Source organism: Streptomyces sp. NPDC088732, from assembly GCF_044751205.1.
Lineage (GTDB): Bacteria > Actinomycetota > Actinomycetes > Streptomycetales > Streptomycetaceae > Actinacidiphila.
Genome location: NZ_JBIVLI010000001.1, coordinates 303,589 through 327,962 on the forward strand (window position 1 = coordinate 303,589; position 24,374 = coordinate 327,962).

Consider the following 24,374-nt stretch of genomic DNA (forward strand, 5'->3'; position numbering starts at 1 on the left):
GTCGGCGCACGCCCATCCTCGTGAGACGGTGCCCCACTCCGGCTCGACTTCCGGCGAAGGACGCCCATGCGACGCTCCACCCTGCTGACCCGCGGCTTCGGCGCTACCGCCCTCGTGTGCGCCGCGGTCGCCCTGGCACTGGTCTTCGTACGCTACGACGCGCCCGCCCCGCGGTGGGACATCCTGACGGCGCTCGGGGCGTCCGCGGTCGCCGCCGGGGCCTGGGCGGTCGCCTGCCGCCTGGCGCCGCCTCTGGGCCTGGCGCCCTCCGCCCCGCTGCCGTCCGCACCGCCGCCCGTGCCGCGCAAACTGCCCATGCCGGCCCGGGACGCCGGGCGCGCGACGGGGGCCGTGCTCCTCATCGTCACGCCGCTCTTCCTCACGCGGCTGGCCGCCGGGACCGGCGGGGTGCTCTCCGGCGTGCTGATCATCCTCGTCCTCGTCCTGACGGCGAAGACGCTCCAGTTCGCCCGCCGCCGGACCAGGCAGGGCGACGTCCGCGCCAAGATGCGTGTGCTGTCCGAGGACGCGGGCCGGGGCGGGCTGCACGCCGTGCGCGTCCGGGTCGGGGAGCCGGTGCGGATGCGCTACCTCAAGCGCGGTGACAAGCCGGGCGAGTTGGACGTCACGCAGTTCCACTGGATCGTCCTGAAGGAGGGCGACCAGGAGATCAGACTCGCCGGGCACAACGAGGAGCTGGGCCGGGCGGTCCTGCGCCTCGGCGGCCAGGACGGCTGGCTCTGCTGGCCGGAACGGTGGAAGCTGATCGACGACGAACTGCCCGCGGCGTTCGTCACGGACGGCGGTGAGACGGTCGTGGGTCTCACGGACCCGGACGAGGCACGCCCCTACCTCAAGGGCGCCGCCCGTTCCGACGCCTCGGACCGCGCCGTCCGCCGGGTGCCGCGCACCGCGAAGTTCTCCGCGCGGGTGCACGGACTCATCCTCGGCGGCGCCCTCCTCGCGGCCGTGATCGCCGCGCCCGTCCTCTGGTTCGGGCCCGACGGGCTGCCCTGGTTCGTCACCTGGCTGCTGTGCGCCCTGGCGTCGGCGGCGGTCGTCCAGCTGCCGCTGCGCGGGGTCGCCGCGGCGAGCCGGGCGCTTCCGCAGGGCCCGGCCTGGACCGTGCAGGAGGAGTCGGACCCGGCCATCGCGTGACCCGGGAGGCGCGGTCTGGGGAAGCGACCGCGGACACGTTCAGGCCGGACGGGTGTGCTCGCGCCGGAAGCGGGCGGGTGTCGTGCCGAGGTGGGCCCGGAAAGCCCGTGAGAACGCGGACTCGGAGTAGTAGCCGACCTGCCCGGCGACGCTCGCGACGGTCGCGTCGGTGGCGGTGAGCAGTTCCGCCGCGGTCATCAGCCGTGCGCGGGTGAGGAAGGCGCCCACGGTCGTTCCGGTCTCCTGGGTGAAGTGGCGCAGGAAGGTGGCGCGGGACATGGCGGCCGTGCGGCTGAGCCGTTCGATCGTCCAGTCGGCTCCGGGGTCGTTGAGCATGCCCTCGACGGCCGCCGCGATGCGGCCGTCGGCCGCCGCGGTCCACAGGGTGGTCCGTGTGGTGTCGCCGCGCGCGGTGCGCAGCACCATCGCCAGCAGCACGGTGCACAGGGCGGAGAGGATCGCCGCGGTGCCCTCGCCCTCGCGGCGCGCCTCACCGCGCATCAGGGCGCTGAGCATGCGCAGCACCTCGTCGCTCTCCGCCGACTGCCCGAAGGAGACGTGCACGGGGTCGGGCAGGCTCGCGAACAGCAGTGCGCCCGTGCCGGCGTCGAAGGTGTAGTGCCCGCAGAACAGGTCGATGACGGGCTCCCCGCCGTGCTCGCTGCGGGTGGTCGTGAAGACGTCGCCGGGCGTCTCCGCCGTCCCCACCTGGTCGCCTTCGCCCTCGGTGATCACCCGGTGCGGCGTGCCGCTCGGGATCATCACCACGTCCCCGGGGCGCAGGTCGAGCAGGACCGTGCCCACCTGCAGCTGACAGGTGCCTTCCAGCAGCACGTGGAAGGGCGCCTCCAGCTCGCCGTGGGGCGGCACCTCCATCCTGGTGCCGGCCCCGAGCAGGCAGTGCTTGTCGAGGTCGGCCCTGAGCCGGGCCAGGCGCAGCAGTCGGCTGACTGAGTCCACGGTGAGACTTTCGGGCAGGACAGTGAGACGGCCGAGTCTATTTGCCCCGGTGGCCGGATCGCAGACTCGACGCATGGAGATCACCACAGCACTCACCGCGGATGTCCTGGTCATCGGTTTCGGCAAGGGGGGCAAGACCGCCGCTCACGCGCTCGCCGGGGCCGGCCGCAGGGTGGTCCTGGTCGAGCGGTCCGAGAACATGTACGGCGGGACCTGCCCGAACGTCGGCTGCGTGCCGACGAAGATGCTCGTCCACTACGCCGGGACCAAACGCCCGGGGGACCACGCGCAGGAGTTCTTCGCCCGCTCGGTCGCCGGCGTCCGTGCGCTGACCAGCGCTTTCCGCGCCGGCAACTTCGAGGCCCTCAACGGCAGGGACACCGCGACGGTCATCACCGGCGCGGCCCGGTTCATCAACCCGTACACCGTCGCTGTCGGGGAGGGACCGGACGTCATCACCGTCACCGCCCCCACGATCCTGGTCAACACCGGGTCGGAGCCGGTGATCCCCCCGGTTCCCGGCCTCGCGAGCAGCTCCCATCTGGTCTCCAGCACGGAGCTCACCCGCACGCAGAACCTGCCCGAGCGTCTCGTGGTCCTGGGAGGCGGATACCTCGGCCTCGAGTTCGCGGGGATCTACCGGCGCTTCGGCAGCGAGGTGACGGTCCTCGAAGCTGCCGACCGGCTCCTGCCGCGGGAGGACGAGGACATCGCCGGGGCCGTCGAGGAGATCCTCACCGGCGACGGTATCCGCGTCGTCACCGGCGCGAACGTCACCGAGGTGCGGGACAGCGGCGCCGTCTCGACCGTCGTCTACGAGAAGGACGGGCGGACCCACACCGTCGAGGCCTCCGCCCTGCTGCCCGCCACCGGGCGCCGGCCCGTCACGGACGGCCTCCGGCTCGACGCCGCCGGTGTCCGCACCGCGCCGAGCGGCGCGATCGTGGTCGACGAGTTCCTGCGCAGCAGCCGGCCGCACATCTACGCACTCGGCGACGTCAACGGAGGTGAGCAGTTCACCTACATCTCCCTGGACGACGCGCGCATCGTCCTGGACCAGCTTCTGGGCGAGGGCAAGCGCTCCACGAGCGACCGCAGGGCAGTGCCCCACACCCTGTTCATCACACCCCCGCTGGCCACGGTGGGACTCACCGAGAGCCAGGCGCGCTCGCGGGGGTTGGACATCAAGGTCTCGCGGGAGAGGGTCGCGGACATCGTGGCCATGCCCCGCGCCTACACGGTCGAGGAGACCCGCGGCGTCATGAAGTTCATCGTGGACCCGGACACCGACCTCGTCCTCGGGGCCGCCCTGCTCAGCATCGACGCGCAGGAGATCGTCAACACCGTCGCGCTGGCCATGCGGCACGGCATCACGGCCACGCAGCTCCGCGACGCGATCTACACCCACCCGAGCTCGACCGAAGCCCTCAACGAGGTCTTCGACAAGGTCCTCACCTGACGTCGACGGACATGCGCGCCGGGGCAGGATGCAACCGCCGCCCGACCATGAGACAAATGGGACCAACCGGCCAGTCTTCCGGAAGAGAAAAGAACCATGCAGCAGAAGAGCAGGCCCTTCGACATCGCCGAAGTGCGGATGCACCGGCGCGAACTCGCCGACGGCGTGTACGCGGTCATGGCGGCGGATGTCGAGGAAACCGACCACACCGCGACCAACGCCGGTTTCGTCGTCGGCGATTCGGGAGTGCTGGTGGTCGAATCACTGAGCAACGGCCGCTTGGCGTCCCAGGTCATCGGCGCGGTGCGCGCAGTGACCTCGCTGCCCATCCGGTTCCTGGTCAACACCAGTTTCCACGGCGATCACTGCTTCGGGAATTTCGCCTTCCCGTCGCAGACGGTGATCATCCACCATGAGGCGACCAAGCGTGCGATCGACGAGCGCTTCGAGCAGGACCGCGCCTTCATGATCGACCTGCTCGGCGCGAACGTCGGCATCGAGGAGGTGGTCTCCCGCTCGGCGGACATCGCGGTGTCCGGGGCCTGCTCCGTGGACCTGGGAGGCAAGCATGTGGACATCGAGCACATCGGCTTCGCCCAGACGGACGGCGACCTGGTCGTCCGCATGCGTGAGGACAACGTCGTCTTCGTCGGGAACATGCTGCAGGCCCCTCCCCCGGCCTTCCCGTGGCTGCTGGAGGGGCGGGCCGACGAGGCGCTCGCCACCTACCGCCGCCTCTACGAGCTCCTCGACGACGGCACCCTGATCGTGCCGGGCCACGGCCGGCCCATGCGCCGTGCCGACGTCCTGCACTCGATCGCCTACCTCGAGGAGCTGACCGGCCTGGCGCGGGAGGCCCAGGGCAAGGGACTGTCCGCCGACCAGGTCCGCGAAGCGCTCGGGATGAAGGAGTACAGCGACTACAGCATGTACGAGTCCATCCACTTCGAGGTCAACGTCCCGGCGGTGCTGAACGCGCAATGAGCAGCGTGCGCATGACGGCACGGCACCAGGGGCCGCCCGAGGCGGCACCCTGACCCGCCGCCTCGCCCGGCCTCCGGTCAGGTGTCCGCGCGGGCGCCCCGTGTGGCGCCCGCCGACGCGGCCACCACGCACACCACCGCGATCCACTGGGTCCAGCGCAGTGACTCCTGGAGGACGACCAGGCCGATGAGGGCCGCCATCGCCGGTTCGAGGCTCATCAGGATGCCGAAGACGCGCGGCGGCATCCTGCGCAGGGCCTCCAGGTCCAGCGAGTACGGGATCACCGAGGACAGCAGTCCCACGCCGAGCCCCGCGAGCAGGACCCACGGCTGGACGAGCGCCGCGCCGCTGTCGGCGACGCCGAACGGCAGGGCGACCAGGGCCCCGACGGCCATGCCCAGGGCCAGGCCGCCGCCTTCCGTCGTGTGGCGGCCCAGGGCCGCGCCTACCAGGACGTACAGTCCCCAGCACGCTCCCGCGGCGAGGGCGAACAGCACGCCGAGGGGGTCGAGGCCGCCACTGCCGTCCGTCAGCAGGAGGACACCGCCTGCCGCGAGCAGCACCCACAGGGCGTCCAGCCATCGCCGCGACCCGGCCAGCGCCACCGTGAGCGGGCCGAGGAACTCGACGGTCACCGCGATCCCCAGTGGGATCCGGGCCAGCGACAGGTAGAAGCAGAGGTTCATCGTGCCGAGGGTCACGCCGTAGCCGAGCACCACCGCCCAGGTGCGGCGGCTCATGCGCGGCGAGGGCCGCCAGACCGCGAGCAGCACCGCCGCCGCGAAGCACAGGCGCAGGGCGACGGTTCCGAAGCTGCCCACCGCGTCGAAGAGGTTCTTGGCCAGTGCCGAGCCGAGTTGGACGCTGACGATGCCGAGCAGGACCAGTCCCGTGGGCGGGATCGCACCGAAGGCCCGTCCGATCGGCGCGGTCGGGGAGGTTTCGGGGGAGGACGGGTCACGGCTGCTCGCGTCGGCGTTCATGGTGGCCACGCCATGGATTTTCGGCGATCGGGCGCTCCGCGTCACGTGGTTTCCGGCCCGGCTTCGCGACCGCCCCGCCTGCCGCCTCCAGCACAGGATGCCCGGCACCCGATATGCTTGACCAGTCAACGACCAGGCGGGAAGTCCGGAGTTGACCTCGCTTTGGCGTTCGCCAGTGTTGCGACATCCCCCTTTGCCCGGGACGTTCGAGCACTGCCTACCGTGGGAGAAAAATTGACATATAAGGTCATTCAGTGGGGTGCCGGCGACAACGGGCAGGCCCTCATTCGCGCTGTCGCTCGCCATCGCGATCTCGAACTGGTCGGCTGCAAGGTCTGGAGTCCCGCGAAGGACGGCGTCGACGCCGGTGTCATCGCGGGCATCGAGCCGATCGGCGTCCTCGCGACCACCGATCGCGAGGAACTGCTCCGCACGGACGCGGACGTCGTGCTCTTCTGCACCCGCCTGCGCCCGGACGAGATGGACGCCAACGACCAGGACATCGCCGACCTCCTCCGGTCGGGCAAGAACGTCATCTCCGTGACGGGCCAGCACTCGATGCCGTCCGCGATACCCGGTTACGCGGAGAAGTTCGAGGAGGCGTGCCGCGAAGGCGGTTCGACCTTCACCGGCGCCGGCCTCAACCCGAACTTCATCGCCTCCCGGCTGGCCCCGACCATCACGGGCCTGTGCGCGGACGTGGAGTCCCTCCACATCCGCGAGACCTACTCCGTGGCCGACGACGGACCGGAGATCGTCTTCACCGCGGTCAACTTCGGCGCGAAGCTGGAGGACTGGCACGAGGGCACGGCCCTCAAGCAGCAACTCGACCACCTCTTCGTCCAGTTGACCCACAACGTGGCGCACTCCCTGGACATGGAGCTGAAGACCGTCGAGATGAGCACGGAGCTCACGCCCGCGCATCGCGACATCGAGATCGCGGCAGGGCTCATCGCCGAGGGCACCGTCGCCGTGGTCACGCTCACCTACGCGGGTGTTCCGGTCGACCCCGACCAGATCCGGATCACCGTGCAGGTGCGCTGGGCCGTCTCCGACGACATCCCGGGCGTCCCGATCACCTCGGGCTGGCGCGTCAAGGTCGAGGGCAAGCCCAGTCTGGTGATGGAGATGCGCCCGGACCCGGCGGAGGACCGGACCTACCACCCCGAGACGATGGTCGGTTCCGCGATCCCCGTCATTCCCGAGGTGATCAACGCGGAGCCCGGCCTCCTGCTGCCGCACGTCTACGGCGCGTACAAGCGCCGTTTCGTCGGGGCCTGATCACCTAGGCGGCCGCGGGCGCGTCGCGCCGGGGGACGACGGGCGGACCCGGCGCTCCCCCGGCGCGTCGCGGCCGCCGCCGCCGGAACGGCCGGCGCACCGGCGCACGGCCGGTTCACGACGTCAGCCCAGGTAGGCGTTCTTGGCCGCCATGACCGCCTTGGCGCTGTTCCAGCCGGCCACGCCGACAGCCCGTCCGTCCTTCTCCGCGACCATGGCGAACTTCCGGGACTCCACGGAGCCCTCGATCAGCCGTACGTCCGCGTCGTCGGGCAGCGCGCCGAAGACCTGGATCCTGACGTCGTACTGGTCCGTCCAGAAGTACGGAACCGACCGGTGGCCGTCCTGGGCGCCGGTGATGTCCCCGGCGACGAACACGGCCTGCTGCACGGCGTTCGCCCGGTTCTCCAGACGGGGACCGACGCCGGTCCGACCGTCCGACCAGCGGGCCACGTCGCCGACGGCGTGGACGCCGGCCGCGGCCCGGCCGCGTTCGTCGCAGACGATGCCGTCGTCCAGGACGAGGCCGCTGCCGACGAGCCAGTCGGTCGTGGGAACCGAGCCGATGGTCACCACCACCGCATCGGCGGGAACCGTCCCGCCGCCCTCCGTAGCGACGCCGACGACCTGCCCCTGGTCGTCGAGCAGCCCGTTGACGCGCGTGTCCATCAGCAGCCGTACACCGCGCTCGGCGTGGAGCCGGGACAGCTCCCGGCCGACGGCCGGACCTGCCTGACGCCACATCGGAGCCGGGTTCGGGTCGATCAAGGTGACGTTCAGGCCCATCTCCCGCGCTGTCGCGGCGACCTCGCACCCCAGCACTCCCGCCCCGATGACCGCCACATCGCGAGCCGCGAGCAACTGCGCGCGGAGCCCGGCGCAGTCCTCCAGGGTGCGCAGGACCCACGCGCCCCGCAGCGCCCCGGTGCCCGGCAAGGCACGCGGTGTCAGGCCGGTCGCAAGGACGAGCCGACCGTAGTCGAGCGTGCGGCCGTCCTCGAGGACGACGGCGTGCGCCTCGGCGTCCAGGCGCACGGCTCGGCAGCCCAGCAGGAACTCGGCGTCCAGCCGGTCCAGTTCCCGCCGGTCGCGCAGGCGCACCCGCTCCTCTCCCCAGGCCCCCGAGAGGACCTTCTTGGAGAGCGGCGGCCGGTCGTAGGGGAGGTGGGTCTCCGCCCCCACGACCTGGACCGTGCCGCGGAAGCCTCTGCTGCGCAGCGCCTCCACGGTCGTCAGCCCGCCGACCGACGCGCCGATCACCAGCACGTCGGCGGTCACGGGTGCAGCGACTCCGCCAGCCGGATGGCGGCGGCGGGGCAGATCGTCGCGGCTGTGCGCACCCGGTCGAACTCCGCTGCGGGAGGCTTCTCCTGAAGCAGGATCACGACCCCGTCGTCCTCCCGCTGGTCGAAGACCTCAGGTGCGGCCACGACACACTGGCCGCCGGCGACGCACTTGTCCTCTTCCACCGTAATGATCATGAATCGTCCTTCGAGAATGCGGGCTGGGACTCACCAGGCGACGGGCAGGGCGTCCAGGGTGTAGACGTTCGGGCCGAAGCGGTGGAAGGAGAGCTCCTCGGCGGGGACCGCGAGCCGCAGCCCCGGGAACCTGCGGAAGAGGGGGGTCAGCGCCATCTGCAGTTCCGCTCGGGCCAGGTGCTGTCCCGGGCACTGGTGGATGCCGGACCCGAAGGTCATGATCTGGATCGGTTCCCGGGTCAGGTCGAGGGTGTTCGGGCCCCCGGGGACCACCTCCGGGTCGCGGTTGGCGTTCAGCGGCGAGGCCAGGACCCATTCGCCCGCCTTCACGACGTGCTCACCGACGGTGACGTCCTCGGTCGACATGCGGGGGAAGCCGCCCGAGACGCTCATGTAGCGGAGCAGTTCCTCGGCGGCGTCGGCCGTGGAGTGGGAGTCGTCGAGCAGAACGGCGAGTTGCTCGGGCTGCTGCATCAGCGCCAGGGTGCTGAGCGCGATCGTCGCCGCGGACGTCTCATGGCCGGCGACGACCAGCGCGCTGACCATGCCGACGATCTCCTCGTCGGCGACCTCGCCGTGACGCTGCGCCACCAGGGCGCCGATCAGGCCGTCGGTCGGATTCCGGTGGTTCTGCGCCACCAGGTCGCCGACGTAGTCGCTCAGGCGCATGAGGTTCTTGAAGGCCTCCTCGGGCGGCAGCGAGAAGTCGACGATGCCCGCGCACAGCCGGTTGAAGTTCCGGTGCTCGGAGCTGTCGATGCCGAGTATCTCGCCGATCACGATGGAGGGCAGCGGGAGGGCGTACGCCTCGAGCAGATCGACTCCCGGGCCGGCTTCCTCCACCTCGTCCAGCAGCTCCGAGACGATGGCCGCGATCCTGGGCCGCAGCTGCTCGACCCGCTTGGGCGTGAAGGAACCGGCGACCATACGGCGCAGACGGGCGTGGTCCGCGCCGCGGAAGCGGGGGAAGAAGCCGGGCAGCACACTGTCCATGGCTCCGTCCGGCGCGGGAATGAAGCTGTGGTCGAGACGCGGCTCGTTGTAGAGCGCCCGGACGTCGGCGTAACGGGAGAACATCAGCACGTCGACCTCGCCGTACTCCCGCTCGACCATGCGGAGCCGTGTGGGCCCTTCATGCCGCGCCATCTCCGCGAGTCGCTCGGAGGGGTCGAACGGACACCGGGCATCACGGTCCGTGACAGCGAACCCGCGCGTCAGTTTTTCAGGCATGTCGAGCTCCAAGCAGGTGCAGACCGGACGTATGCGGGCGCCCACGCCTCCCGGCCGCGGTCGCACGCTGGCACACGTGGCCGAACGGGTCGTGGATATGGGGCCCATGGCTTTCGGCCCGGCGAGGAAGCCGCACGCCGAACCGGCATGCCCCAGGCCCCATTTGCCGGATCCGGGATCATTCAAACATGAACTTGCTTGACGCGACAAGCGTATTCGGAGGCTGCGCCCCGATACCGGAGAGGCAGGGGCGACAGTATCCTGCATACGATCAACCCAACGGCGCGACACCGGAGGCGACATGGAGCATCTGGACCCCGAGGTGGTGCTGGGCATGACAGCCCGCGCACCCGACGGCGTAGTGATCATCGACCGCGAAGGACTCATCCGCTACTGGAACCACGGCGCGGAACGGATCTTCGGGTTCCCGGCGGCCGAGGTCATCGGCCGCAGCCTGGACGTGATCATCCCCGAGCGGCACCAGCAGCGGCACTGGGACGGCTTCCAGAAGTCCATGGCCACCGGCACCACCCGGTACGGGGACGACGACCTGCTCGCCGTCCCCGCGGTCGGCGCCGGAGGCAGGAAGCTGTCGATCGAGTTCAGCGTGGTGCTGCTGAACGACGCGGACGGGCAGCCGGGTTGGGTCGGAGCGGTCATCCGGGACGTCACCGCGCGGCGCGCCAAGGAGAAGGAGCTGTACCGCCAGGTGGCGGCCGCCAGGGGGGATTGACGCCGCAGTACGGCACAGCGCCGGGTCAGACCCCCCGTCGACGCTCGCCAGAGAGCGCCGACGGTCTTCGGCACGCCCTGTCCTGTCCGATCGCGACGGGGTGCCGACCTGTTCCTTCATTCTCTCGACGCACGCCCCTCACAGGCTCTACCTTCTAGTCCTCGGGCTTCCTGGTCTCTCGTCCTTGCCTCGCAGGGGGACTCATGCGGTCACACAGATCCGGGCCCATCGCGGCTGTGTGGTTCCTGCTGTCCATGCAGCGCATGTTCTCGGGTGATGCCTATCTGCCGGGGCATCAGTGGCCAGACGGAAACCTGTACCTGTGGGTGTGCCGAGCTCCGGGGTGCCGCTGGGCACGGTTCCTGCCGCTCCACCCCAGGAGCACTCAGCGCTGCACGGTCCACGGCTCGGGCCATCGCCACCGTGCTGACCGGACGGACCGCGACAAAGATGTGCAGTGCCCGGTCGAGCGGTGCACGGCGGAGAAGCCCATGAACACGCCGTACGACCCGCGTACACACACGCCCGAGCATTTCTGCTGTCCCGAGGACGGACACAAGGGGGGCCACCAGTGAGTCAGTTGAGCGCGCTCGGGGTGGCCGACGCCGACCTCACCCCGCGGCTGAAGTTCGTCAACATCCTCCCCTCCGCCCTGCTCCTCACCGTCGTGGTGTCGTTGATTCTTTCGGGCGCCCCGGCTCACGCCCCCGCCCTGGACAGGCTCGTCGACAACGCCCGCTCCTACGGCTGGCCCGGCGCAGTCCTCGCATCCGTGGGTGCACTGGTCTCAGGCCTGCTACTCCAGCCGCTCGAACTCGCCTCCATCCGGCTGCTGGAGGGCTACGTCAGCTCGACGGGCCCTCTCGGGCCGCTGGCCAGGCTGGGCACCTGGGTGCACGCCAACCGCCGGTCGAGGCTGACCTGGCAGCACGATCATCTGGACTACGGGGATCCGCGTGCGGAGAGCGCGCGGTTCCGGCTCACCCACATGCCGCATCGAGCGCCGGTCCTGCCCACCTCACTGGGCAACCGGCTGCGTGCGGCGGAGGAACGGGCCGGCAGGCCTTACCGGCTCAATGCGCTGCTGACCTGGCCGCGCCTCTACCACGTCCTGCCCGCCGAGGTCCTCCAGACGGTTTCCAGGAGCCGCAACGAACTCGACACCGCCGCCCGGTTGTCGTTGTCGTTCGGCCTCACCTCGGTCGTCACGACCGGACTGCTGCTGAACCACGCCTGGTGGCTGGTGCTTCCGTTGGCATTCGCCGTCCTGTCGTGGTTCGCCTACCGGTCCGCCGTCCACGCTGCCACAACGTACGGGAACACGATCGCGGCCGTCGTCGATGTCTACCGGTTGAAGCTCCTGCGGGAAATGCGGATCGCGCTTCCGGCCGGCACGGAGGAGGAGCGGGTTCTCAACGGCGAACTCACCGCTCTGTGGTCGAGAAGCGACGAGGAACCTCTGCCCGGCCCGGTCAAGTACGACACCGGTAGCGAGGACTCAGGAAGCTCCTGACATGTTCTCGGCCTTGCGGACTTCGATACCGCCGAAGAGCGACAGAGCCTTGATGTGCAAAGTCGGACTTTCGGGAATCGGAGGATCGGCCACCGGCGGTTGCTGGCGCCATCGCGCCGAGTAGCGCTCGATCCGTATGTCCCAGTCGGCCGGTACAACAACGTCGACGCCGCTCAGCACCGCCGTGACATCGAGTCGGGCCTCGCACCAGACCCTGTCGTCGACACGGCATTCCTGCAACCGCGCCTCCCGCAGGTCGATCACGCACCCGCTCGCCACCGCCGTGACCGTAGCGAGCGAGAACACCCCCCGCGGCCACATCACTCTCCGTGCTTCCGCCACCGAGAGCAACCGCGTCACGAGCAGCCCCTCCGTAGCGGGCGCGGTGGCCGCCATGCCCGCGAGCATGAAGGCGCCCGCCAGGAGCAGGACCAGCGGCCAGAAGTAGGGGCGGACGGCATCGGGGAGGGGATCACGGGTCAGGAGGAGCAGCAGCGCGCCCGCCAAGGCCACGGCCACGGGGCCGCGGAGAACGTTCTTGGTGGCGATGAGAAGCCGGAGGGCGCCGCCGAGTCCGAGGGCCACAAGGGCGAGGGGCCACCAGTCGCGCAGGACCATGAAGACGTGCGCCGAGGGTGCGAGCCGATCCACCAAGGCGATGAGACCGGCGGCAAACAGCGCCAACGCGATCCAGAGGCGCAGATGGCTTCTCACGGGACCGAAGGTTAGTACACCGTCCGTACACGGTGCGCCGACCGTCCCTCCCCCACGGCCGTCTGAGCACGCACGCGTTGTCGCGCCCCGAGCACGGGTGCCCCGCACGCGCGTCGCGTGCGGGGCACCGTTGCCGTACGGAGGGGGTCAGACGACCACGTTGCCCTCGTGCAGGGCGCGGATGGCGTCCGCGTCGTAGCCGAGGTCCGCCAGCACCTCGTCGGTGTGCTCACCGAGCAGCGGGGCGCCGATGATCTCGGGCTTGAAGCCGGAGAACTTGATCGGGCTGCCCACGGTCAGGTAGGTGCCGCGCTCCTTCTGCTCGACCTCGACGATCGTGCCGCTCTTGCGCATGTCGGGGTCGGCGGCCAGCTCCTTCATGCTCAGCACGGGCGCGCAGGGCACCTCCCACGTGCGGAGGATGTCGACGGCCTCGTACTTGGTCTTGTCGGCCAGCCACTTCTCGATCTCGGCGAAGATCTCGAAGATGTGCGACTGGCGGGCCTTGGCGGTCGTGTACTCCGGGTCCTCGACCCACTCGGGCCGGCCGATGGCCTCGGCGGTCCGCTTCCAGTTCTGCTCCTGGATGGTGAAGTAGATGTAGGCGTTGGGGTCGGTCTCCCAGCCCTTGCACTTCAGGATCCAGCCGGGCTGGCCGCCGCCGCCCGCGTTGCCGCCGCGCGGCACCGTGTCGCCGAACTCGCCGTTCGGGTACTGCGGGTACTCCTCCAGGTAGCCGACCTTCTCCAGGCGCTGCTGGTCGCGGAGCTTGACCCGGGTGAGGTTGAGGACGGCGTCCTGCATGGACACCGACACCTTCTGGCCCTGGCCGGTCGCGTTGCGCTGGATGATCGCGGTCAGCAGGCCGATCAGCAGGTGCATGCCCGTGTTGCTGTCGCCGAGGGCGGAGCCGCTGATGGTCGGCGGGCCGTCCCAGAAGCCCGTCGTGGAGGCGGCGCCGCCGGCGGCCTGGGCCACGTTCTCGTAGACCTTGAGGTCGTTCCAGGACGAGTCGTCGTTGAAGCCCTTGACCGAGCCGAAGATCAGGCGGGGGTTGAGCTCATGGATGTGGTCCCAGCCCAGGCCCATGCGGTCCATGGCGCCCGGCGCGAAGTTCTCGACCAGGATGTCGGCCTCGCGGATCAGCTTCTCCATGACCTCCTTGCCCTCGGCGGTCTTGGTGTTGATGGCCAGCGAGCGCTTGTTGCTGTTGAGCATCGTGAAGTAGAGCGCGTCGAGGTCGGGGATGTCGCGGAGCTGGTTGCGCGTCACGTCGCCGCCCTGGGGGCGCTCGACCTTGATGACGTCGGCGCCGAACCAGGCGAGCATCTGCGTGCACGCGGGACCGGCCTGGACCCCGGTGAAGTCGATCACCTTGATTCCGGCGAGCGGCTTGTCACTCATGGTGGCTTCCTTCTGGTGAATGTTCGCTGAGCGGGCATGGGCTGTGCGGGAGCTGGACGACTCGGGGGTTCGGGCGCTCACTTCTTCGCCGGCACGATGTTGCCGACGGTGATGCCCTTCGGGTTGAGGTGCGAGATGTGGCCGCTCTCGGTGCCCGCCGAGGGGTCGATCACGCAGTCGATGAGGGCCGGGCCGCCCGAGGCCAGGGCCTCGGTGAGGGCGGCGGTGACCTCGGCGGGGGTGGTCGCGCGGTAGCCCTTGCCGCCGAACGCCTCGATCATCAGCTCGTGGCGGGCGGCGGACATCAGGGTCGTCGGGGACGGGGCGTCGTCGAGGGGGTTGACGTCGTCGCCCCGGTAGACACCGCCGTTGTTCATGATCACGGTGACCACGGGCAGCTTGTAGCGGCAGATGGTCTCCAGCTCCATGCCGCTGAACCCGAAGGCGCTGTCGCCCTCCACGGCCACGACCGGCGCGCCGCTCTCGACGGCGGCGGCGATGGCGTAGCCCATGCCGATGCCCATGACGCCCCAGGTGCCGCTGTCCAGGCGGTGCCGCGGCACGTGCATGTCGATGACGTTGCGCGCGATGTCCAGGGCGTTGGCGCCCTCGTTGACGATGTACGTCTCGGGGCGCTCGCGCACCACGTCGCGCACCGCCTTCAGCGCGCCCATGAACTGCATGGGGTGCGGGTCGGCCTTCAGGCGCTCGGCCATCTTGGCGACGTTCTGCGCCGAGCGCGCCGCCAGCTCCTCGCGCCAGGCGGTGGGGGCGGCGATCTGGCCGGGCTTGGTCCGCTCGGCGAGCGCGTCGAGGACCGACTCGATGTCACCGACGAGCGGGGCGGCGATGGGCTGGTTGCTGTCCATCTCCCGGGGCTCGATGTCCACCTGGATGAACTTCGCGTCGGGGTTCCACTGCGGTGCCTCGCCATGGTTGAGCAGCCAGTTGAGGCGGGCGCCGACCAGCATCACGACGTCGGCCTTCTTCAGCGCCAGCGAACGGGCGGTTGCGGCCGACTGCGGGTGGTCGTCGGGCAGCAGGCCCTTGGCCATCGACATCGGCACGTAGGGGATGCCGGTGGACTCGATGAACTCCCGTACCTGGTCGTCCGCCTGCGCGTACGCGGCGCCCTTGCCGAGCACCACCAGCGGCCGCTGCGCGCCCGCCAGCAGCTCGATGGCGCGGTCCACCGCCTCGGGCGCGGGGATCTGGCGCGGCGCGGGGTCGACGAGGCGGCTGACCGTCCTCGCGCCCTCGTCGGCGTTCATGATGGAGCCGAGCACCGCGGCGGGTATGTCGAGATAGACACCGCCGGGGCGCCCGGAGATCGCGGTGCGCAGCGCGCGGGCGATGCCGCGGCCGATGTCCTCGACGCGGCTGACGCGGTAGGCGGCCTTGCAGAACTGCTGGGCGGCGGCGAGCTGGTCCATCTCCTCGTAGTCGCCCTGCTTGAGGTCGACGAGGTGGCGCTCGCTGGAGCCGGAGATCTGCACCATGGGGAAGCAGTTGGTGGTGGCGTTCGCGAGGGCGACCAGCCCGTTGAGGAAGCCCGGCGCGGACACCGTCAGGCACACGCCCGGCTTCTTCGTGAGGTAGCCGGCCGCCGCCGCCGCGTGTCCCGCGTTGCTCTCGTGGCGGAAGCCGATGTAGCGGATGCCCTGCGCCTGGGCGAGGCGGGCCAGGTCGGTGATCGGGATGCCGACCACCCCGTAGATGGTGTCGACGTCGTTGAGCTTGAGCGCGTCGACGACCAGGTGGTACCCGTCGGTGAGCTCGGCCGGAACGTCGGCGGTCGCCACGGTCTCCAGTGGTGAGGGGGCGGTCATGGTCCGAGGTCCTCCTTGGGCAGGTCATGCCGGTGCGGCTACTCGTCTCACCATCCGCAGCGCGCCCGCCCGCGTCCAAGACCTATCGGCGACCAGCCCATAAGCGGCGTCTATCAACGCATGCCGCGGGGGTCCGGAGCACCCTTGATAGACGTCCGCTATCGACCGTTCACCAGCGCGTATTGGACGTGTGCCGGGCACCCCGCCCAGTCTCGCTGAGGAGACGGCGCACGCGACCGGGCTCGCAGACGTGGCTCGACAGACCTGGCTCAACGACCCGGCGCCAAGGAGGTGCGGTCATGACCGTTCCGGCCGCAGCACCCGTGCGCGACCCGCAGCGGTACCGGCCGCCGGCGGTCACCGGCCTCGGCGGTCTGCTGGACCGTCAGCTCCGCGAACGCCCGCGCGCCCGCGCGCTGGTCGTCACCGGGGACCGGGTGGAGCTGTCGTACGGTGCGCTCGCCGCCCTCGCCGACGACGTGGCGGGCCGGCTCGGCGGCAGGGGGCTGCGCCGCGGGGACGTGGTCGGCCTGCTGTGCGCCAACACCGTCGAGTTCGTCGTGGCGCTGCTGGCCGGGGCGCGCGCGGGGCTGGTGGTCGCGCCCGTGGACCCCGCGCTGCCGGAGGCCGAGGTGTCCGCCCGGCTGGAGGCGCTCGGGGTGCGGGCGCTGCTGGTCGGTCCGTACGAGGGTGGGGCCGCTCCGGTCGGGCGGGTGCGCGTGCCGGCGTGGACCCTGCGCGTGGCGGTGTCCCGCGCCGGGGCGGTGTCGGCCGCGCTCGACGCCGGTGCGCCCGCGCCCGCGGACGGCCGGGGCGCGGCCCGCGAACTGGCCGACGACGACGCGCTGGTCCTGTTCACGCCGGGCACCACCGGCCGCGCGAAGATGGTTCCACTGACGCACGCCAACGTCGCCGCGTCCGTGCGGAACATCTGCGCCACCTACGAACTGGGGCCCGGTGACGCGACCGTGGCGGTGATGCCCTTCTTCCACGGCCACGGGCTGCTCGCCGCGCTCCTGTCCTCCCTGGCGAGCGGCGGCAGTGTGCTGCTGCCGGCGCGCGGCCGGTTCTCCGCGCACACGTTCTGGGACGACATGCGGGCGGCGGGCGCCACGTGGTTCACCGCCGTCCCCACCATCCACGAGATCCTTCTGGACCGGTCGGCGGTCGACCAGGCGGGCCCGCAGCCGGCGTCGTACCGGCCGCCGCTGAAGTTCGTGCGCAGTTGCAGCGCGCCCCTCAACGCGGCCACCCAGCGGGCGCTGGAGCGCGCGCTGGGTGCGCCGCTGCTGTCGGCGTACGGGATGACGGAGTCCACGCACCAGGCGGCCAGCGAACCGCTGCCGCACCACGGCAAGTTGAAGCACGGCTCGGTCGGCCGCGCGACCGGGGTGGAACTGCGGGTCGTCGGCCCCGGCGGACGCCCCTGCCCGGCCGGCGCCGAGGGCGAGGTGTGGGTGCGCGGCGCCACTGTCGCCCGGGGCTACCTCGCCGACCCGGACGGGACGGAGCGCGGCTTCGGCGACGGATGGCTGCGCACGGGCGACCTCGGCACGCTCGACGAGGACGGCTACCTCTTCCTCACCGGGCGCATCAAGAACCTGATCAACCGGGGCGGCGAGAAGATCTCGCCCGAGCGCGTCGAGGACGTCCTGGCGGGCTGTCCCGGGGTCGCCGAGGCCGCCGTGTTCGCCGTGCCCGACGCGACGTACGGTGAGCGCGTCGGCGCGGCCGTGGTCCTGTCGCGGGGCGAGAGCGTCGGGCCCGAGGAGATCCTGCGGTACTGCCGCACCCGGCTGGCGGCCTTCGAGGTGCCCGACCGGCTCGCCGTCGTCGCCTCGCTCCCGCACACCGCCAAGGGCGGGCTCGACCGGCCGGCGGTGCACGCCCTGTACGCGGACCGGCCCCGCGGGCCCGGACTCACCTGACGCGGTGCTCGGCCGGCAGCGGCTCGTCGAAGAACTCGTCCAGCGACAGACCCGCCGCCGCGGTCATGAACGCCCGGGCAGCGACGGAGCCGGGGGTCGCGGCGTGGATGGCGACCGACACCCGCGCCCTGGCGTCCGGCTCGACCAGGCGGACGGCGCGCATCCTGCCGAGCGGCGGCATCGCCCGCAGCCATGTGTGCGGCACGATGCTCGCGCACGCGCCGGCCCCCACGCTGGCGTACAGGGCCGCGACGGAGTCGGTCTCCACCTGGGGGGTCACCGCGACCCCGCTCTCGGCGAAGGCAGTGTCGATGACCTGACGGATCCTCATGTCCTGGGTGAGCAGGGCGAGCGGCATCTGGGCGGCGTCCGCCCAGCGCATCGTGTCGGACGGGGACAGCAGCTGGTCGCTGGGCGCGAGCAGCATGTACCGCTCCTCGTACAGCGACATCACCTGGAGATTCTCGCGGTCGTCGGGGGCGAAGTGGGCGATCGCGGCGTCGAGTTCGAAGGCGAGCAGCTGGCGGTGCAGCTCGGTGGTCGACAGCCGGGAGCGCACCTGCACCTTGGCCAGCGGGTGCGCCGCGCAGAACGCGGCGACGGGGAGCACGAGCGTCGTCGACGCCGTGGGCTCCGTGCCCAGCCGCAGGGTGCCGGTGATGCCCGACTGGACGGCGGCCACCTCGGCCTTGAACGCCTCCTGTTCGGCCAGGATGCGCTTGGCCCACACGACGAGGCGTTCGCCTTCCGGGGTGAGGCCCTGGTAGTTGTGGCCGCGGTTGATCAGCGTGACGTTGAGTTCCCGTTCGAGCTTGGCGATCGCCGCCGACAGCGCGGGCTGGGACACGTAGCAGGACTCGGCCGCCCGCGCGAAGTGCCGCTCCCTGGCCACCGCCACGAAGTACTCCAGCTGACGGAACAGCATGAACGACTCCTCTCTGCCTGGGGCCGTGGCCGCGCCGGCGCTTCCTGCTGGAGTCGCAAGGCCGTCAGTGGTGCCTGGTCGACGCCCCGGACGTGGGACACGTCCCCGGGCCGGCCGGGGACGGACACGCCGGATGCGAGGGGCGTCCGGCGCGGCCAGCTTACCGAGCCCGGTGCGGCCGCCCGCACGGCCCGGGCCCCGGCGCGGTCGCACCGGGGTCGCGGGCCGCCGCGCGGCGCCCGGGGTTACGCGGGCGCCGCCTTCTGGGCGGTGTCGTCGATCTCCCAGCCCGCCGCTGCCCGTTGGGCCAGCAGGTCGGTGGCGGCGTGGACGGTGCGCAGGGTGGGTGCCTCGGCGCCGGAGATGTCGGCCATCTCCACCACCGCCGTGACGATGGCGTCGAGTTCCAGCTGCTTGCCGGCCTCCAGGTCCTGGAGCATGGACGTCTTGTGGTGCCCGACGCCCTCCGCGCCGCGCAGCCGCTTCTCGATGGAGATGTCCGGGGTGCTGCCGACCCTGGCGGCGATGTCGAGGGTCTCCTCCATGAGTTGCGTGACCAGCCGCCTGGTGTGCGGGTGCTGGCAGATCTCGACCATCGTCGCCCGGGTCAGGGCGCTGATCGGGTTGAACGCGACGTTGCCCATCAGCTTGATCCAGATGTCGTCGCGCAGGTTCGGCTCCACCGGGCTCTTCAGGCCACCGGCGATCATGGCCTCGCTCAGGGCCGTGCAGCGGTCGGAGACCCCGCCCGCCGGCTCGCCGATGGAGAAGCGGGTGCCCTCCAGGTGCCGGATGACGCCGGGGGCCTCGATGACCGTGGCGGGGTAGACGACGCAGCCGATCGCCCGCTCCGGCGGCAGCACGCGGCTGGTGGCGCCGTCCGGGTCGACGGCCTCGATGCGGCGCCCTTCGTAGGGACCGGGGAGCTTGTGGAAGTACCACCACGGGATGCCGTTCTGGGCGGCCACGACCGCGGTGCTGTCGCCGAACAGGGGGGCGACCAGTGATCCGGAGGTCGGGTAGGCGTGTGCCTTCAGCCCCAGGAAGACGTAGTCCACGGGACCGATCTCGGACGGGTCGTCGGTGGCGTGGGGCCGCGCCACGAAGTCGCCTCGCGGACTGAGGACCCGGACTCCGTCCGCGCGTATGGCCCGCAGATGCTCACCCCGGGCGATCAGGTGGACGTCGGCGCCACCACGGTGCAGTGCCGCGCCCCAGTAGGCGCCGATCGCACCGGCTCCGAGGACTGCAATTCTCACGGCGGCTCCTCTCGATTCGAGCGGGAATGAATACTGTATGCAGTGCTGTCTCGCGATGTACAGTCCCCCTACGGAAAGGCGCACGCGCGAACGCCGGTCGCCGCGGGGCGACGCAGGGCCCCACCGCGGTCCGGCGCCCCGTCGGGTCGGCTCCAACGCCCCACAAGGCGGCACAACTCACACCCCCGGCTGGTTGGCCGGGCACCCAGCGGGGGAAGCCTTCGCCGCACACGCTGTGCCGCGCGCCACCGCGCACCGAGGCCGGCACGCGGTCGCAGCGGAACGCACCGCTGGGCACGTCCGCCGGCGGCTCGTGGTGAAGGCCCACGTCAGAGCGGGTCGGCCGGCACAGGAACAGGAACAGGAACAGGCACAGCACGGCGCACGGCTCAACTGACAACGGCACCGGTCAAGTCAGTCGGAAGGGACGGAACAGGAGAGCGATGTCGGATTCACCACCACAGCAGATCGGTGTCGTCACCGAGTCCACCGCCGGGGAGACCCGCGTGGCGGCCACACCGGACAGTGTCCGCAAGCTCCTGGCCATCGGCTACGAGGTCGTCGTGGAGTCGGAGGCCGGAACGGCCTCGGGCTTCTCCGACGACGCCTACACCGAGGCCGGCGCACGGATCGGCGACGCCTGGCGGGCGGACGTCGTCCTGAAGGTCAACCCGCCCTCGCAGGAGGAGACGGCCAAGCTGCGCGACGGGGCCACCCTCGTCGGGCTGATCGGACCGGGCGTCAACCCCGGCCTGCTGGACGAGCTCGCGCGGCGGCCGATCACCGTCCTGTCGATGGACGCGGTGCCGCGCATCTCACGGGCCCAGTCCATGGACGTCCTCAGCTCGATGGCCAACATCGCCGGGTACCGGGCGGTGATCGAGGCCGCCCATGTCTTCGGGCGCTTCTTCACCGGCCAGGTCACCGCGGCGGGCAAGGTGCCGCCCGCGAAGGTCCTGGTGGCCGGTGCGGGGGTGGCGGGGCTCGCGGCGATCGGCGCGGCCGGCAGCCTGGGCGCCGTGGTGCGGGCCACCGACCCGCGGCCCGAGGTCGCTGACCAAGTGCGCTCGCTGGGCGGTGAGTTCCTCGCCGTGGAGGTCGAGCAGCAGGCGAGCGGCGACGGCTACGCCAAGGCCACGTCCGAGGCGTACGACCGGCGCGCGGCCGAGATCTACCACGAGGAGGCCGCCGACGTGGACATCATCATCACCACCGCGCTGATCCCCGGCCGCCCGGCGCCCCGGCTGATCACGGCCGCGGACGTGGCGGCCATGAAGCCCGGCAGCGTCATCGTGGACATGGCCGCGGCGCAGGGCGGCAACGTCGAGGGCACGGTCAGCGGCAAGGCGATCGTCACCGGCAACGACGTGACGATCATCGGCTACACCGACCTCGCCGGCCGGCTGCCCGCCCAGGCCTCGCAGTTGTACGGGACCAACCTGGTCAACCTGCTCCGGCTCATGACGCCCGGCAAGGACGGGCGGCTGACGGTGGACTTCGACGACGTCGTCCAGCGGTCGGTGACGGTGGTGCGGGACGGCGAGAAGACCTGGCCGCCGCCGCCCGTGCAGGTGTCGGCCGCCGCGCCCGCCCAGCAGGCCGCGGCTCCGGTGACGGCGGCCCCGCAGGCCAAGGAGCCCCGTCTGACCCCGGCCGTCCGCTACGGGCTCGTCGGGCTCGGCATGCTCGCGATGTTCTTCCTCGTCGCGTTCTCCCCCGCGCAGCTCATCGGCAACTTCACGGTGTTCGCGCTCGCCGTGGTCATCGGCTACTACGTGATCGGCAAGGTCCATCACGCCCTGCACACCCCGCTGATGTCGGTCACCAACGCGATCTCCGGGATCGTGGTGGTCGGCGCGCTGCTGCAGATCGGCCACGACGGGGTGCTCGTCGCCGTGCTGTCGCTCGTGGCGATCACGCTGACCACCGTGAACATCTTCGGAGGATTCGCCGTCACCCGCCGCATGCTCGGCATGTTCTCGAAAGGCTGAGGTCCGATGACCGCAACAACGGCCGCACAGGCCGCCGACATCGTCGCCGCACTGCTGTTCATCTTCAGCCTGGCCGGGCTCTCCCAGCACCGCACCTCCCGCGCCGGGGTGGCCTACGGCATCGGCGGGATGGCGCTGGCGCTCGTCGCCACCGTCGTCGTCGCCGCGCGGGACATATCGGCCGGCGCCGTCCTGCTCATCGTGGCCGCCACGGCCGTCGGCGGCGCCGTGGGCCTGTGGCGGGCCCGCAAGGTCGAGATGACGCAGATGCCGGAGCTCATCGCCGTCCTGCACAGCCTCGTCGGCCTGGCCGCGGTGCTGGTCGGCTGGAACAGCTACCTGGAGGTCGAGGCGCACGGCGCGGAGCAGACCCGGATCGCCGCCGACCTGCTGCGGATCCACCACGCCGAGGTGTTCATCGGCATCTTCATCGGCGCGGTGACCTTCACCGGCTCGATCATCGCGTTCCTGAAGCTGTCGGCCCGGATCAAGTCCCGTCCGCTGACGCTGCCGGGGAAGAACGCGCTCAACCTCGGCGCGCTGGCCGTCTTCGTGGGGCTGACGGTCTGGTTCGCGGTCAGCCCGAGCCTGGGGCTGATGATCGCCGTCACGGTCCTGGCGCTCGCACTGGGCTGGCACCTGGTCGCGTCCATCGGCGGCGGCGACATGCCCGTCGTGGTCTCGATGCTGAACAGCTACTCGGGCTGGGCGGCCGCTGCGGCGGGCTTCCTGCTCAACAACAACCTGCTGATCGTCACCGGCGCGCTGGTGGGCTCCTCCGGTGCCTACCTGTCGTACGTGATGTGCAAGGCGATGAACCGGTCCTTCCTCTCGGTGATCGCCGGCGGATTCGGCATCGAGGCGGCGCCGAGCGGTGAGGCCGAGCAGGGCGAGCACCGCGAGACCAGCGCCGAGGAGACCGCGGAGCTGCTGGAGAACGCCACCTCGGTGATCATCACCCCGGGCTACGGGATGGCGGTGGCCCAGGCACAGCACCCGGTGGCGGAGTTGACCCAGGCGCTGCGCGAGCGCGGGGTGCGGGTGCGGTTCGGCGTGCACCCGGTGGCCGGGCGGCTGCCCGGGCACATGAACGTGCTGCTGGCCGAGGCGAAAGTGCCCTACGACGTCGTGCTGGAGATGGACGAGATCAACGACGACTTCACCGACACCTCGGTGGTGCTGGTCATCGGCGCCAACGACACGGTGAACCCGGCGGCGCAGGAGGACCCGTCCAGCCCCATCGCCGGCATGCCGGTGCTGCGGGTCTGGGAGGCCGGGCAGGTCGTCGTCTTCAAGCGGTCCATGTCCTCGGGGTACGCGGGCGTGCAGAACCCGCTGTTCTTCCGCGAGAACAGCCGCATGCTCTTCGGGGACGCGAAGCAGAGCGTGGAGAACATCCTGCGCGCGCTGAGCGCACCGGAGGCCGGGTCCGCGGCGGCGCGGCCGGGCGGCCGTACGGCCGAGCAGCCCACGCACGCCTGACGGGCGCTCCGCACGACGGTGCGGGCGGGGCGGGGAGGCCGTGGCCTCCCCGCCCCGCCCGCAGCGCTGCGCCCTGCCTTGCCCTGCCCCGCGTCAACCGCCTTTCGCTGACGAAGGCTTGGACAAGACTGTACGTAGATTGCATACTAAAACCTGTATCCTGGCTCCGTCACGAACCGCAGTCCGATGAGGGGGCCCATGCGCGACACACGCACCGCCGCAGCCGCCACCGTCCGGATCAACCGGCCGGCGCCGCTGCGCCAGGCCGTCTACGACGCGCTGATCGAACTGATCATCAACGGCACCCTGACACCCGGCCAGCACCTGGTCGAGGCCGAACTCGCCGAACACCTCGGCGTCAGCCGCCAGCCCGTCCGCGAAGCCCTCCAACGCCTCCAGACCGACGGCTGGGTCGACCTCCGCCCCGCACAAGGCGCCTTCGTCCACTCCCCCACCGAGGAAGAGGCCGCCCAACTCCTCAGCGTGCGGGCCGTCCTGGAGACGCACTCCGCCCACGGGGCCGCGCTGCACGCGACCGGGGAGGACGTGGCCAGGCTGTGGGAGCTCCAGGAGGCCGGGATCGCGGCCCTGGCGGCGGACGACGCGCGGGGCATCGTCGAGGCCAACGCCGCCCTGCACGGCTTCATCACCGAGCTGTCCCGCAACAAGGTCCTGGCGGAACTGATCCCGCAGGTCGACCGGCGCGTGCGCTGGTACTACATGCCCATCGCCAAGCCCCGTGGCAAGGATGCCTGGAACGAGCACGCCGCCCTCATCGACGCCATCGCCGAGGGCGACGCGGAACGGGCCGAGGAACTGATGCGCCGTCACACCCAGCGCACCACCGACTTCTACGGCCGGCAGATCGCCGCCGCCGGTGCCCGCAAGGGGTGACGCACAGCCGCCCCATCCCCCCTCTACATCAGGGGAGATGGGGCGGGGCCGGACGAAGCAGGGAGCGCACCCCACCGGCCGGCCCCGCTCCCGTGACGCGGACGACCCGGCGCGGAACTGCCGCTGGACCGGGCCGGGCTCCGTTCGCCCGCGCACGTCATGCGGG

Annotated in this window: 20 protein-coding genes; 10 read left to right on the forward strand and 10 right to left on the reverse strand. The window is 71.2% G+C overall.

The window, feature by feature from the left end; genetic code table 11:
* Positions 1–66 precede the first annotated feature (66 nt).
* Positions 67–1,158, forward strand: coding sequence for a hypothetical protein (locus ACIP9H_RS01280; protein ID WP_401956726.1), 1,092 nt, complete (start codon positions 67–69; stop codon positions 1,156–1,158).
* 39 nt (positions 1,159–1,197) lie between these two features.
* On the opposite strand, the gene ACIP9H_RS01285 is transcribed toward ACIP9H_RS01280, so the two are convergent.
* Complete coding sequence (locus ACIP9H_RS01285; protein ID WP_401584951.1) at positions 1,198–2,118, reverse strand: cupin domain-containing protein; 921 nt, start codon at positions 2,116–2,118, stop codon at positions 1,198–1,200.
* Positions 2,119–2,191: 73 nt separating this feature from the next.
* Between ACIP9H_RS01285 and ACIP9H_RS01290 the strand changes: the two genes are divergently transcribed.
* Both ACIP9H_RS01290 and ACIP9H_RS01295 read left to right on the forward strand, forming a co-directional pair.
* Positions 2,192–3,577, forward strand: a complete 1,386-nt coding sequence (locus ACIP9H_RS01290; RefSeq protein ID WP_401956729.1) for an FAD-dependent oxidoreductase — start codon at positions 2,192–2,194, stop codon at positions 3,575–3,577.
* Between the two features lie 96 nt (positions 3,578–3,673).
* The gene (locus tag ACIP9H_RS01295; RefSeq protein ID WP_401956732.1) at positions 3,674–4,561 is read left to right on the forward strand and encodes an MBL fold metallo-hydrolase; all 888 of its coding nucleotides are present in this window, start codon (positions 3,674–3,676) and stop codon (positions 4,559–4,561) included.
* Positions 4,562–4,638: 77 nt separating this feature from the next.
* Here ACIP9H_RS01295 and ACIP9H_RS01300 read toward each other — a convergent pair whose 3' ends face one another.
* Positions 4,639–5,544, reverse strand: a complete 906-nt coding sequence (locus ACIP9H_RS01300) for an EamA family transporter (RefSeq protein WP_401585624.1) — start codon at positions 5,542–5,544, stop codon at positions 4,639–4,641.
* A 234-nt stretch (positions 5,545–5,778) separates the two neighbouring features.
* Here ACIP9H_RS01300 and ACIP9H_RS01305 point away from each other — a divergent pair, with 234 nt between their 5' ends.
* Positions 5,779–6,825, forward strand: a complete 1,047-nt coding sequence (locus ACIP9H_RS01305; protein WP_401584943.1) for a hypothetical protein — start codon at positions 5,779–5,781, stop codon at positions 6,823–6,825.
* Between the two features lie 123 nt (positions 6,826–6,948).
* On the opposite strand, the gene ACIP9H_RS01310 is transcribed toward ACIP9H_RS01305, so the two are convergent.
* From ACIP9H_RS01310 to ACIP9H_RS01320, 3 genes are read right to left on the reverse strand one after another with little or no spacing between them, the layout of a single operon-like run.
* Positions 6,949–8,103, reverse strand: a complete 1,155-nt coding sequence (locus tag ACIP9H_RS01310) for an NAD(P)/FAD-dependent oxidoreductase (protein ID WP_401956735.1) — start codon at positions 8,101–8,103, stop codon at positions 6,949–6,951.
* A complete protein-coding gene (locus tag ACIP9H_RS01315) occupies positions 8,100–8,306 on the reverse strand; it encodes a ferredoxin (RefSeq protein ID WP_401956738.1) in 207 nt (68 codons plus the stop codon). Before ACIP9H_RS01315 ends, ACIP9H_RS01310 begins: the two co-directional genes overlap by 4 nt.
* A gap of 30 nt (positions 8,307–8,336) precedes the next feature.
* Entirely contained in the window at positions 8,337–9,452 is a 1,116-nt protein-coding gene (locus tag ACIP9H_RS01320) for a cytochrome P450 (protein WP_401956740.1), read from the reverse strand.
* Between the two features lie 385 nt (positions 9,453–9,837).
* Between ACIP9H_RS01320 and ACIP9H_RS01325 the strand changes: the two genes are divergently transcribed.
* Both ACIP9H_RS01325 and ACIP9H_RS01330 read left to right on the forward strand, forming a co-directional pair.
* Positions 9,838–10,269: a PAS domain-containing protein gene (locus ACIP9H_RS01325; protein ID WP_401956743.1), complete on the forward strand. Its 432-nt coding sequence runs from the start codon at positions 9,838–9,840 to the stop codon at positions 10,267–10,269.
* Between the two features lie 571 nt (positions 10,270–10,840).
* The gene (locus ACIP9H_RS01330) at positions 10,841–11,782 is read left to right on the forward strand and encodes a hypothetical protein (RefSeq protein ID WP_401956746.1); all 942 of its coding nucleotides are present in this window, start codon (positions 10,841–10,843) and stop codon (positions 11,780–11,782) included.
* Here ACIP9H_RS01330 and ACIP9H_RS01335 read toward each other — a convergent pair.
* The 3 genes from ACIP9H_RS01335 to oxc all read right to left on the reverse strand — a co-directional run bounded on the left by ACIP9H_RS01335 (position 11,768) and on the right by oxc (position 15,729).
* A complete protein-coding gene (locus tag ACIP9H_RS01335) occupies positions 11,768–12,496 on the reverse strand; it encodes a hypothetical protein (protein ID WP_401956749.1) in 729 nt (242 codons plus the stop codon). The two genes, ACIP9H_RS01330 and ACIP9H_RS01335, sit on opposite strands and share 15 nt — an antisense overlap.
* A gap of 147 nt (positions 12,497–12,643) precedes the next feature.
* A complete protein-coding gene (gene frc, locus ACIP9H_RS01340) occupies positions 12,644–13,900 on the reverse strand; it encodes a formyl-CoA transferase (protein WP_401584930.1) in 1,257 nt (418 codons plus the stop codon).
* Positions 13,901–13,977: 77 nt separating this feature from the next.
* Positions 13,978–15,729, reverse strand: coding sequence for an oxalyl-CoA decarboxylase (gene oxc, locus ACIP9H_RS01345; RefSeq protein WP_401584927.1), 1,752 nt, complete (start codon positions 15,727–15,729; stop codon positions 13,978–13,980).
* A gap of 299 nt (positions 15,730–16,028) precedes the next feature.
* Here oxc and ACIP9H_RS01350 point away from each other — a divergent pair, with 299 nt between their 5' ends.
* Complete coding sequence (locus tag ACIP9H_RS01350; RefSeq protein ID WP_401584924.1) at positions 16,029–17,657, forward strand: FadD7 family fatty acid--CoA ligase; 1,629 nt, start codon at positions 16,029–16,031, stop codon at positions 17,655–17,657.
* Here the strand turns inward: ACIP9H_RS01350 and ACIP9H_RS01355 are convergent.
* On the reverse strand, positions 17,650–18,582 hold the full coding sequence (locus ACIP9H_RS01355) for a LysR family transcriptional regulator (protein ID WP_401584921.1): 933 nt from the start codon (positions 18,580–18,582) through the stop codon (positions 17,650–17,652). The genes ACIP9H_RS01350 and ACIP9H_RS01355 overlap by 8 nt on opposite strands.
* A gap of 245 nt (positions 18,583–18,827) precedes the next feature.
* The gene (locus ACIP9H_RS01360; RefSeq protein ID WP_401956754.1) at positions 18,828–19,841 is read right to left on the reverse strand and encodes a 2-dehydropantoate 2-reductase; all 1,014 of its coding nucleotides are present in this window, start codon (positions 19,839–19,841) and stop codon (positions 18,828–18,830) included.
* Between the two features lie 443 nt (positions 19,842–20,284).
* On the opposite strand from ACIP9H_RS01360, the gene ACIP9H_RS01365 reads away from it, so the two are divergent.
* From ACIP9H_RS01365 to ACIP9H_RS01375, 3 genes are all read left to right on the forward strand, one after another.
* Entirely contained in the window at positions 20,285–21,832 is a 1,548-nt protein-coding gene (locus ACIP9H_RS01365; protein ID WP_401584916.1) for a Re/Si-specific NAD(P)(+) transhydrogenase subunit alpha, read from the forward strand.
* A 6-nt stretch (positions 21,833–21,838) separates the two neighbouring features.
* Entirely contained in the window at positions 21,839–23,314 is a 1,476-nt protein-coding gene (pntB, locus tag ACIP9H_RS01370; RefSeq protein ID WP_401584913.1) for a Re/Si-specific NAD(P)(+) transhydrogenase subunit beta, read from the forward strand.
* A 198-nt stretch (positions 23,315–23,512) separates the two neighbouring features.
* Positions 23,513–24,208 (forward strand): GntR family transcriptional regulator, encoded by a 696-nt coding sequence (locus tag ACIP9H_RS01375; protein WP_401584911.1) that lies wholly within the window; start codon positions 23,513–23,515, stop codon positions 24,206–24,208.
* Positions 24,209–24,374: the final 166 nt, after the last annotated feature.